Raw genomic sequence first — 11518 nt, forward strand, 5'->3', positions numbered from 1 at the left:
TAATACGCAACTGAAATGCGAGTACTTATAATCGACAATTACGACTCCTTTACATATAATATAGCACATGCGCTCCGTCAGCTCGGTGTCCAGCCGGATGTGAAGCGGAATGACCGCATCACACTCGACGAAGTGGGTGCTTACGACAAAATCATAATCTCTCCGGGACCGGGCATACCGTCGGAAGCGGGAATACTGATGCAGGTTCTCGACCGCTACGCCACGGAGCGTCCGATACTCGGAGTGTGTCTCGGACATCAGGCCATCGGTGAACGCTTCGGTGCGAAACTCCGCAATCTTTCCTCGGTCTATCACGGAGTCCACACTCCTACCAAGGTAATCGCTGATGACTACATCTTTGCCGGATTGCCCGAAGAGTTCGAGGTCGGGCGTTATCACTCTTGGGTGGTGGATCGCGACACTTTACCGGAGGAACTGATCGTGACTGCCGTGAGTCCTGACGGCGAGATCATGGCAATGCGCCATAGGGATCTTGATGTGCATGGAGTACAATTCCATCCGGAATCGGTCCTTACGCCTCAGGGTATTGAAATTTTCAGACAATTTTTATTCAATTCATAATCCTTATTCAATGCATAATTCATTATAGGGTGATGCATTTGGGATTCGTGGATTCGGTTGATGTTTGTAGGGACGCGGCGTGCCGCGTATGCCGAATGAGATACATCATAACTGGAAACGAAATACATCATAACTGAAAATGATAACATATCAATTCAATTGGAAGTATTTATCCCAAAAAAATTATCCTTACGGGAAAAGCCTAAATCATTAAATATAATCTCGAAATATAATCTTGACGAGAAAAAGGTCATTTGGCATACGCGGCACGCCGCGTCCCTACAAACATCGACCATATCCACAGATCCCAGATACGACAGGGTAATATCCATGATTTATTATGAATTATGTATTAAACAATTACTACGATGAAGAATCTATTATATAAAATGTTTGAGCACAAGAATCTCAGCCGCGAGGAAGCGAGGGATGTGTTGCTCAACATAGCCGACGGTCGCTACAACGATGCGCAGCTTGCAGCATTCATGACGGTCTTTCTGATGCGCAGTATCACCCTCGACGAGCTTACCGGTTTCCGCGACGCACTGCTCGAACGTCGTCGTCCGGTGGATATGTCGGATATCAAGGCCATTGATATTGTCGGCACTGGTGGTGACGGCAAGAACACGTTCAACATATCGACAGCGACATGCTTTGTCGTTGCAGGATCGGGTCGTAAGGTGGTCAAGCACGGCAACTACGGTGCAAGTTCGGTGTCAGGAGCAAGTAACGTCCTCGAACACCACGGTGTCAAATTCAGTGCCGATACCGATATTCTCCGCCGTTCACTCGAAGAATCGGGCGTAAGCTATCTCCACGCACCCTTCTTCAGCCCTGCGCTTAAAAGTGTCGCACCGGTCAGGAAAGCACTTGCCGTGCGTAACTTCTTCAACATGCTTGGGCCGCTTGTTAATCCGACACTGCCCAAATATCAGCTTCTCGGTGTCTATAACCTGAAACTGATGCGCCTTTACAACTACATCGCTCAGAATGAAGGGATCAACTGCACGATTGTCCATTCGCTCGACGGATACGACGAAATCTCGCTGACATCACCTTTCAAGGTCGTAGGGCCGGGTGAGGAAAGGGTTTTCGAAGCAGCTGACCTCAATCTTCCGCAGGCTACCGAGGCTGACCTGTGGGGCGGAAAGACTGTGGCCGATGCAGCTAAGATATTCGACGCTGTCCTTGCAGGTAAGGCGACCGCCCCACAGGAAAACTGTGTCGTGGCCAACGCAGCCTTTGCAATCCGTACGCTTGAGCCGAAAATCGCTCTTGACAGAGCACTGGAAGAAGCGAGGGAGAGCATACGTTCCGGTCGTGCGGCTCAAGCGTTCAAAAAATTCGTGGAGATCAACAGTTGAACGGAGGGAAAATCATGGCAAACATACTTGACAAAATCATAGCCAACAAAAGGCGTGAGGTCGAAGCAGCCGACAAGCTTCTCGGTCCGGAAGTGGCCATCACGACTGACCGCGAAACAGTTTCGCTTCGCAACGCACTCTTGGACAGTCCTACGGGAATCATCGCCGAATTCAAGCGTCGTTCACCGTCGAAAGGTGAGATCCATCCATTGGCACTGGTCAATGAAGTTGTGCCTGCCTATGAGGATGCAGGGGCAAGTGCATGTTCCATCCTGACGGACACCGTCTATTTCGGAGGTGCGCTGACGGATCTTGCCAACGCACGCGCCCACAGCTCCTTACCGCTGCTGAGAAAGGATTTTATAGTCTCGCGCCGTCAGATAGCCGAAGCGAGAGCTTTCGGAGCGGATGCTGTGTTGCTGATTGCTGCGGCATTGACACTGCGCGAGGTCAAGGACTTCACGACCTATGCCCATTCGCTTGGACTTGAAGTCCTGTTTGAGATTCACAATGCGACCGAACTTGACAAGTATGTGCCTGAAGTGGATCTGGTCGGTGTCAATAACCGTGATCTCACCACTTTCCATACCGACCCGTTGCTGTCAGAGAAGGTGGCCAAGGAATTGCCGTCGGATGTGGTGAAAGTGGCTGAAAGCGGCCTGACTTCGATGGCGGAGGTCGAACAGCTCCGCGCGTCGGGATTCAGCGGATTCCTTATCGGTGAAACCTTCATGCGTCACGATCACCCCGGTGAGGCTCTTCGCCGATTCATCGACGGGACACTCTAAACCTCCATCCGCGTATGCCACTATCGATAAAAGTCTGCGGAATGACCATCCCGGACAATATCCGTGCGGTTGCCAAGCTTGGTCCGGATTGGCTGGGGCTGATCTTTCATCCCGCTTCGCCGCGCAACGCTTTGTCACTCTCTCCTGATGCTCTCGCAATGCTGCGCGAAGAACCGGATGGCCGGATGCTGCATTTCACGGGTGTGTTTGTGGATCGTCCTGCCGGTGAAGTGTTACAGCGGGCCGATGACTTCGCTCTCTCGGCCGTGCAGCTCCACGGAAGTGAAAGTCCCGAATACTGTTCCTCGCTCCGTGGACACGGTTTTGAAGTCTGGAAGGCAGTCGGGATCGGGAGCAAGGATGATTTTCAGGCACTGCAACCCTACATCGGGACTGTAGATCGTTTCGTTTTTGACCGTAAAAGTCCTCGCCACGGAGGGACAGGGAAGAAATTCGACTGGAATCTCCTCGCTGACTATAATTTACCCGTCAATTTTATGCTCGGAGGAGGTGTAGGGCCTGAAGATGCGGAGACTATCCGTTCACTCGATCATCCGCAGCTTATAGGTCTGGATCTCAACAGTCGTTTCGAGATCTCACCCGGCATAAAGGACGCGATTTTGCTTAAAAATTTCATAAACTCACTGATGGAACGCCCTACCGGTGCATCGGTGTAAAAAATCCGAACAATGAACCGAATAGATAAACTTTTCAGCCGGAAACAATCCGACATACTCTCAATTTACTTCACCGGAGGTTTCCCCCACCGTGATTCAACTGTCGATATAATCAAGGCTTTGGCCGACGGCGGTATCGACATGATTGAAGTCGGAGTCCCGTTTTCCGATCCTATGGCGGACGGTCCTGTGATTCAGGAAAGTTCGACTATAGCCCTGCGCAACGGAATGAATCTCCATCTGCTCCTCGATCAGGTGGAAGAGGCACGGCGCACGGTGACCGAAATACCTATGGTGCTCATGGGGTATCTCAACCCGATGATGCAATATGGCATAGAACCGCTCTTCAAACGTTGCAAGGAAGCTGGTATTGATGCATTGATCATTCCGGATCTTCCTTTCCACGAGTACATGCGCGATATCCGCGAGCTCTGCCGCAAGTATGATCTGCCTATGATCATGCTCATCACTCCCGAAACGTCAGATGAACGCATTAAGCTGATCGACGAGAATTGTGACGGTTTCATATACATGGTATCGGCCGCCGCTACGACCGGCACACGAGATTCATTCGGCGAAGCGCAACTCGACTATTTCCGTCATGTCAACTCCCTTGACCTCAGCCATAAGCGTCTGATCGGATTCGGCATATCCAATCCATCCACCCTTGGCGAAGCATTCACGTATGCCTCCGGAGCCATTATCGGTTCACTTTTCATAAAATGTCTTGGCCGGACCTCCTCTCCGGCTGAAGCTGTCAGTCTGTTGAAAAGCACCATCGGAATAGCCTGACTCTATGAAATGAAAAGCTTGATGCTGCCGGCTGTTGCCCTTTTGACTGATCTGACTGGAGTGATAATGATGCTGTTTGGTCAATCGGCGTGACAGGGATGGCCGCATCAGGCTTCTCATTTTTTTGTATGGATTCCATAGATTGCCTGTGTCGCTATTTTATGGCCTCGTCACCGGAGCTTGGAGTTGGCAGGTCAAGGATTTTTTGCTAAATTTGCACTTCGGTTCGCGGCCTGTTCCACGAACCGTACGGATTCCTGACCCTTGCGTCGGTCTCGTACCTCACACTATATACTACTGAACGATAAAAATCCATACATCTACGCCGATGCGCAACGATACAGAACTCGAAGGGGTGTCACTTCTCGGTAACACCGGGACGACTTACCCTACGCAATATGCTCCTGAAGTGCTTGAGACGTTCATCAACAAGCATCCCGACAATGAATATCTGGTGACCTTTACCTGCCCGGAATTTACATCGCTTTGTCCGAAAACCGGACAGCCTGATTTTGCAAAAATCCTCATTTCCTATATTCCGCGTGAGCGTATGGTCGAGAGCAAGAGCCTGAAACTTTACCTGTTTAGTTTCCGCAACCACGGCGATTTTCATGAGGACTGTGTCAACATCATCATGAAGGATCTGATAAAGCTGATGGATCCCCGCTATATCGAAGTGAAAGGAATCTTTACCCCGCGCGGAGGCATAGCCATCCATCCTTTCGCAAATTACGGCGATGACGCGCACAAGGAACTCGCACGTCAGCGCATGCTTGCATCTTTCCCTGATAACTTCTGAACCGTCACCAGCGCGGAAACCATTTAAAATTGATTTGAATTATGGCTAAAGATACATTGCTTGTACTTTCCGGAGGCATGGACTCCGTCACAATGCTCTGGGAATATGCCGATACGCTTGCCGCAGCAGTGACTTTTCAGTATGGCTCTAACCACAACATGCGCGAGGCCGCATGTGCGCGATGGAACTGCGAGAAACTCGGCATCCGATGGTATGAAATCGACCTATCGTTCATGGGTAAATATTTCGAAAGCTCACTTCTCAGCGGGGCTGACGCTATCCCCGACGGAAGTTATGATGATGAAAACATGCGTTCGACTGTAGTTCCGTTCCGCAACGGCATCATGCTTTCGGTTGCGGCCGGACTTGCTGAAAGCCTTGGGCTTAAAAACGTCATGATCGCCAATCATTCGGGTGACCATGCCATCTACCCGGACTGTCGCCCGGCCTTCATAAAGTCAATGGGTGCGGCGATTGCCGACGGTACATACGAGCATCTCAAACTTCTTGCGCCATATACCGATCTGACCAAGGGCGAGATCGCGCTCCGTGGCAAGAATCTCGGCGTCGATTACTCACACACATATTCCTGCTACAAGGGTGGTGAGCATCACTGTGGGACGTGCGGGACATGTGTCGAGCGTCGTGAGGCTCTTGAATTTGCCGGTATAATCCTTGAGAATGATTGAGACAACCGGATCTTAAACAATAGGCACATCAGTCTGAAAAACAGAATCTACAAGAATCGCGCAGATGCAATCAACCAGACCGTCAAATCCCGATCCTTCCCGACGCCGGCGGCAGCGACGCCGCTTCAGTCCGCGCAAGGCAATGAGAGTGTTCCTTCCGTTGATACTTTTTATAGCCCTGTGTGTGGTGATGTGTACCCCTACGCGTCATTCCGAGGATGATGGTACTGTAATCACGGTTGATTCAAGCGAAATCCTCAATGACGAGCTGACCATTGTCGATTCCGATCCTGTGATCGATACCCTTACCACTCCGGCTGACGAGATAGAGATTGAAACCGGAAATGATTTTCCGGCGGTGTCGGAGGCTGATGCTTCGGTCGATGCTCCAGTGTTCAAGACGGTTCATGATCTTGAGATCGATACTGTCAGCCGATACCTCAATCGTCTTGACGATATGCCTGGCCCGACACGCCGCATAAAGGTAAACTATTTCGGCAATATGCGTCAGGTGTTCAACGACAGTAACTACATCCACTGGCAGGAGGCCGAACTTTACGGTATCGAACCTCTTAGCGACACCCGTTCCCACTGGCAACTCCGCGCGCCGATAGTCAAGGTGACGAGCTGTGAGGATTTCTTCATTGATTCGCTTGTGTTCTCGCGTCCCTATCTTGTCCCGACTGCAGCCGCGCGTCTTCATGAGATCGGTCAGCGTTTCCGCGACAGCATAAATGTCCGCGGTGGCGGGGATTACCGTATCAAGGTCACAAGCCTGCTCCGTACGCCACGCACCATAAAGAGGCTCAGACGGCGCAACCGCAATGCCATTGACTCATCGGTCCATCAGCTTGGCACCACGTTTGACATATCCTACGCCTCGTTCATTGCCGATAATGCCGACAATCCCCGCAGTGTGGATGATCTTAAAGGAATCCTCGGCGAAGTGCTAAAGGCCATGCGCGAGGAAGGAAAACTATGGGTGAAATATGAGTATGGTCAGCCATGCTTCCATATCACGGCCCGCAAGACACATGACAAGAAAAAAACATCCGACAAATGATACCTCCCGTCCCTTTTTCCAACGAGATTTTCAGATTTCTTGACCGTCATCATTTCGAACGCATCATCCCGCGCGCGGCTCTGATCGACATGGACGGCACGCTCTATGACTCCATGCGCAACCACACGGCTGCATGGTATCGGCTTATGACAGAAATCGGCGTGAAATGCACTCCTGAGGAATTTTATCTTTACGAGGGAAGAACAGGGGCTTCGACCATCAATCAGCTTTTCCTCCGGGAATTCGGACGTGAGGCTACAGATGAGGAAAAGGAAACACTTTACAAGCGTAAGACTGAATATTTCCGCGAACTCCCCGCTGTCCGTCCTATGCCGGGCGCATTGGATATGCTCACCGTGTTGCGCGACAGCGGCATTCAGCGTGTACTTGTCACCGGGTCGGGCCAACGTTCGCTGATAGACCGTATCTCGGCTGATTTCCCCGGCATGTTTGATGAGGACAAGATCATCACGTCGCGTGACGTGACCCACGGTAAGCCTCACCCCGAACCGTTCATCCGGGCCATGCAGCTTGCCCGCGTCAGCCCATCGCAGTCCATCGTCATCGAGAACGCTCCTCTCGGAGTGGAAGCGGGTGACCGCGCCGGAGCATTCACTATAGGTGTGACTACCGGTCCTATCCCTCGTGAGACGCTTGAAGAAGCCGGTGCGGCCATAGTCTTCCCCTCGATGCCTGAATGTGCGCGCCTACTGCCGTCACTTCTCTTATCCATGCTCTCAATTTCAAAAATCTGACAATAGTAAATCCCTCTCCATATACTTATCCTCTTAATAATGCAAAAGATCCTTTACACCAATAGCGTCAGTGAGGCCATACGCCGCTTAGTCGATGAGATAAAGCCGTCAAGTGTACATATAATCACGGATACCAACGTGCAGGCCTGTGTGCTTCCGCGCCTCGGACTCGACTATCCCGTAATCGCCGTAATGCCCGGCGACGAGAATAAGAATCTTGATTCGCTGTCAAAGATTTGGGACGGACTGATTGGTCAGGGAGCTACCCGAAAATCTCTTGCTATAAATATAGGTGGCGGAGTGGTCACGGATATGGGTGGATTTGCAGCCGCGACCTTCAAGAGAGGCATACGTTTCATCAATGTCCCGACAACACTCCTCTCTGCCGTCGATGCGGCTGTAGGTGGGAAAACAGGCATTAATTTCGAAGGATACAAAAACGAGATCGGAGCATTTGCTCCGGCCGATGCTGTTGTCATCTCGACAAACCTCTTCTCCACGCTTCCGTCTGACGAACTTCTGTCGGGCTATGCCGAGATGCTGAAACACGGTTTGTTGTCATCGGCTGCGGACTATGCCGATTTGCTGTCATTCGATATTCTTGACGCGGATCTTGACCGCCTCTTGCCTCTGCTCGAAAAGAGCGTCAAGGTCAAGGAAGCTATTGTTGAGGAAGATCCGCATGAAAAAGGCATACGCCGTGCACTCAATCTCGGCCACACTGCCGGACATGCGTTTGAGTCACTTGCCATCCGTAAAGGTTCACCGATACCCCACGGTCATGCCGTGGCCTTCGGTATGCTCGTGGAGATGATCCTGTCACACACCAACGAAGGCTTCCCTTCGGCCGAACTTTACCGCTATGCCTCGTATCTTAAAAATCAGGGCTACGGCACACCTGCAATTACCTGTGATGACTATCCGGCCCTGATCGAACTGATGCGTCATGACAAGAAAAATGACTCGCCGGATCATATAAACTTCACTTTACTCGGACAGCCCGGCGATATACGCATAGACCGCACGGCGACTGAGGATCAGATCCGTGCTGCGCTTGATATATTCCGTGATCTGATGGAATAGTGGTGTCAAATGGGAGCTTAGAAGATATATCCCACAGTTCCGAACAGATGGATGTTGTGGGATGACGGTTTCACGATGCCCTCGCTGTTGGCTGCATTGCGGAGGCCGAACTGACTCCTGAGTCCGAGTGTGATCTTATTGACGAAAGTAAGACCAGTGGCTATGTGCAGACCGCTGTCAAATTTGTGATAAGAATTTAGAAAGGCTTTGTCGTCATCATAGTATCCGGTCTTCTGGTAGCTGATATCGGTGATGAGCTGTCCGAGATCGTTGACCGACGCATTATAGGTGGTGGTTTTCTGTGAACCGCCTGTACCGAAATCAAGATAAAAACCGCCATCGACATTCCACCTCACTCCGTTGGCGAGATCGAAATTAAAACGTATATATACCGGCACGTTGAATGAACTGTAACTGTTCTTGATGAACACGTTTGAGACGTAGGGCTTACCGTCGGCAGTGACGGCCATGTCCATTTTGCCCGTGTTGTGCAGGTAATTCAGTTCCGTACCGAGGCTGATGAACGACGATATGTTGAATCTCGCTCCCATTCCGAGTCCCCAAGCAAAGCCCATTGAATTGTTGAGGTCGGAGATCTCGCTATACACGCTTTTATAATTATTGGTCACATAGCTGCCGCCGAGGAGAAGGTGTACCTCCGTATCAAGAAAACGTTGGGCAGGCTTCACTTGTGCATTTACAGCGAAAGGCAGAATTACAAGCGAGAGAATGAGGAGAGACACTGAACGTAGATGTTTCATAACGGCATGATGAGTGAAATGGAGGATAATGAACGATGGACTGTGACGGCCATCGCGTGTTTTCGGTGTCCAAAATTACATGAATTGGCCGTGAAAAACAAATATCGTTGAATAATTAGATAAATTTGGCCAATTTTTTTGGTCATTAAAATTATTATTACTACTTTTGCAGTGTCAAACGATGACAAACACGGCTCATTAGCTCAACTGAATAGAGCATCTGACTACGGATCAGAAGGTTACAGGTTTGAATCCTGTATGAGTCACAGAAAAACTGACAGTTACATCATCCTGAAGGTAATGTGACTGTCTTTTTTATTATATACCGATCAATTTCTGTGCGGAGGTGTATTATCAGTCAATGGCCGCTACCATTTCGCGTTTGATTTCTGTATCGATCTCGCGGTAGCGGGCGAAGGCATGACTTCCGGGAGTATGACCGCTGAGTTCACTTACAAGATTCTGATCCTTGAATTTCTTGAAAATATTGCCGATGAATGTGCGCCGCGCCATGTGGGAGCTTGCTATTTCGTAAAGCTTACGGCACACGGGCTCACGTGTGAGCGGATCAATCACGACCACTCTCCGCGTCAATCCGACTTTCCGCAGTATTTCCTTAATAATATTATTGTAGCCCATACGGGAATAGAATTCCGGAAACAGAGAGTCGCGAAATGGATCGGCATATCGTTCGACTATCGTGAGTGCTGTCCGGTTAAGTGGGACCTTGATGGTCAGCGGACGTCCCTCGCGGGTCTTCCGGGCCACATAATTCAGCTCACCGTCAATGACGTTGTCGGCCCGCAATCCCATCAGATCCGAGACACGGCAACCGACACAACACTGGAAGATGAAAATGTCGCGCTGCAACGCCAGACGCGGATCTGACGAAAAATCGTGGAGTTCGATGCGCCGTCGTTCCTCCAGAGTCAGATAGACCGGCGTGCCATAGACATTCTGCCCCAGTGTGAACGAATCGAACGGATTGCCGGGTATCCGTCGGGTCTTCGCCGCCCATCTCATCACTGCTTTGAGCAGTTTCATGCGGTCGTTGACCGTGTTCGGACCTTTCGGCCTTGTGCGTCCTTCGAGTCCCGGTCCTTTGGCTATCTGCGGATATTTCCTTACCCACACATGCTCCTTATGGAAAAAATTCTGTATTTGACGCAGACAGGATTCATCCATGCGTCCCGCAAACAACCGGAAACGTGGAAACTTGATCCTTCGTAACGCTTCGAAACGGGCGATTGACCGCCGCAGGAGCATATAGGCTTCCATGCGGCTATCGGAACTTTCCGGTTCTGATGTCATGGCGATATATGTGTCGATAAGTCCGACTACCTCTGTGCGTTCCTCCTCGATTCGCGGCAGCTCCTCGGCATGAAACCGTTCGATAGTTTCGGCAAGCCAGCCTGTCGATGGAGATTTACGGCGTACCATGCAGAAACATTCTTCGATATATTCCTGCATACGGCTCAGGATTTCCGCTACCTCTGTAGCCTCGTTCCTGCTTCCCAAAGTCATTCCATCAGTCTGATTGAGTGTATAGCGTTCACCCGCCGTCCCTTTATTTGAAATAAAGACTTTACTGTCAAACATATCAGGCCATATCCACAGATTGGTCACGGCTTGCTGATCGAACTTTCCATGTCGGAATCGCAGGGAGATCTCCACTTTTCCACGACTGTTTTTCCTTTTTCCGATATAAATCTGAAATACCATAAAACAATATTAAGTATGTAGAGTGAAACTATGGAATCACATCTTCTCAGGTTACTGCCGAAGTCACACGCCAGTTGACCTGCATCCGTGATTCCTCTTTTTCTCTTGACGTAAAAGCAGTCGCAATGTTACACCTGTAGTTATAAATTCATCCCCTCTGATGACTATTCTCATCATGGGCTTATATCGACCGTAAGCTTACACGATGCGACTCATCCACTTCATATCCCCTCCCTTTTCACCGGACTTCCCCACATCCCCTCCTGACGCAGAGCCTGATTCCACAAACCGACCGCATGATACGCAGCCCATAGTCAAGCCGATACCGTCATATCCTCCTCACCGCCCGATAGCCCCTTTACATATCTACAAGGTATGAAAAAGCTGTTTCTACTACTTGCAGCGCTCATCACTACCATCGCGGTCATGGCCCAGAACCAGAC

The 11518-nt window shown here is 50.3% G+C and carries 12 protein-coding genes and 1 tRNA gene; 11 read left to right on the plus strand and 2 right to left on the minus strand.

The features are described 5' to 3' along the window. Positions 1-15 precede the first annotated feature (15 nt). The 10 genes from K2G41_RS04450 (at position 16) to K2G41_RS04495 (ending at position 8592) form a co-directional block, all read left to right on the plus strand. Positions 16-582 (plus strand): aminodeoxychorismate/anthranilate synthase component II, encoded by a 567-nt coding sequence (locus K2G41_RS04450; protein ID WP_300115042.1) that lies wholly within the window; start codon positions 16-18, stop codon positions 580-582. A gap of 368 nt (positions 583-950) precedes the next feature. Next, on the plus strand, positions 951-1946 hold the full coding sequence (gene trpD / locus K2G41_RS04455) for an anthranilate phosphoribosyltransferase (RefSeq protein ID WP_300115046.1): 996 nt from the start codon (positions 951-953) through the stop codon (positions 1944-1946). Positions 1947-1960: 14 nt separating this feature from the next. Then, a complete protein-coding gene (trpC, locus tag K2G41_RS04460) occupies positions 1961-2734 on the plus strand; it encodes an indole-3-glycerol phosphate synthase TrpC (RefSeq protein WP_300115048.1) in 774 nt (257 codons plus the stop codon). A gap of 14 nt (positions 2735-2748) precedes the next feature. Then, complete coding sequence (locus tag K2G41_RS04465) at positions 2749-3411, plus strand: phosphoribosylanthranilate isomerase (protein WP_300115051.1); 663 nt, start codon at positions 2749-2751, stop codon at positions 3409-3411. Between the two features lie 12 nt (positions 3412-3423). Then, positions 3424-4203 (plus strand): tryptophan synthase subunit alpha, encoded by a 780-nt coding sequence (trpA, locus tag K2G41_RS04470; protein ID WP_300115054.1) that lies wholly within the window; start codon positions 3424-3426, stop codon positions 4201-4203. Between the two features lie 328 nt (positions 4204-4531). Then, positions 4532-5002: a preQ(1) synthase gene (gene queF, locus K2G41_RS04475; protein ID WP_300115058.1), complete on the plus strand. Its 471-nt coding sequence runs from the start codon at positions 4532-4534 to the stop codon at positions 5000-5002. A gap of 41 nt (positions 5003-5043) precedes the next feature. Then, positions 5044-5691 (plus strand): 7-cyano-7-deazaguanine synthase QueC, encoded by a 648-nt coding sequence (gene queC / locus K2G41_RS04480; RefSeq protein WP_300115060.1) that lies wholly within the window; start codon positions 5044-5046, stop codon positions 5689-5691. A gap of 64 nt (positions 5692-5755) precedes the next feature. Next, complete coding sequence (locus K2G41_RS04485; RefSeq protein ID WP_300115063.1) at positions 5756-6754, plus strand: DUF5715 family protein; 999 nt, start codon at positions 5756-5758, stop codon at positions 6752-6754. Continuing rightward, the gene (locus tag K2G41_RS04490) at positions 6751-7509 is read left to right on the plus strand and encodes an HAD-IA family hydrolase (protein ID WP_300115066.1); all 759 of its coding nucleotides are present in this window, start codon (positions 6751-6753) and stop codon (positions 7507-7509) included. The genes K2G41_RS04485 and K2G41_RS04490 overlap by 4 nt, the downstream gene beginning before the upstream one ends. A gap of 39 nt (positions 7510-7548) precedes the next feature. Then, on the plus strand, positions 7549-8592 hold the full coding sequence (locus K2G41_RS04495) for a 3-dehydroquinate synthase family protein (protein ID WP_300115069.1): 1044 nt from the start codon (positions 7549-7551) through the stop codon (positions 8590-8592). 17 nt (positions 8593-8609) lie between these two features. Here the strand turns inward: K2G41_RS04495 and K2G41_RS04500 are convergent, their stop codons facing one another. Then, entirely contained in the window at positions 8610-9353 is a 744-nt protein-coding gene (locus K2G41_RS04500; RefSeq protein ID WP_300115071.1) for a porin family protein, read from the minus strand. A gap of 192 nt (positions 9354-9545) precedes the next feature. On the opposite strand from K2G41_RS04500, the gene K2G41_RS04505 reads away from it, so the two are divergent. Further along, positions 9546-9619, plus strand: a tRNA-Arg gene (locus tag K2G41_RS04505). An 88-nt stretch (positions 9620-9707) separates the two neighbouring features. On the opposite strand, the gene K2G41_RS04510 is transcribed toward K2G41_RS04505, so the two are convergent. Further along, positions 9708-11075: a tyrosine-type recombinase/integrase gene (locus K2G41_RS04510; RefSeq protein ID WP_300115073.1), complete on the minus strand. Its 1368-nt coding sequence runs from the start codon at positions 11073-11075 to the stop codon at positions 9708-9710. Positions 11076-11518 lie beyond the last annotated feature (443 nt).

The organism is Duncaniella sp., from assembly GCF_029056165.1.
GTDB lineage: Bacteria > Bacteroidota > Bacteroidia > Bacteroidales > Muribaculaceae > Duncaniella.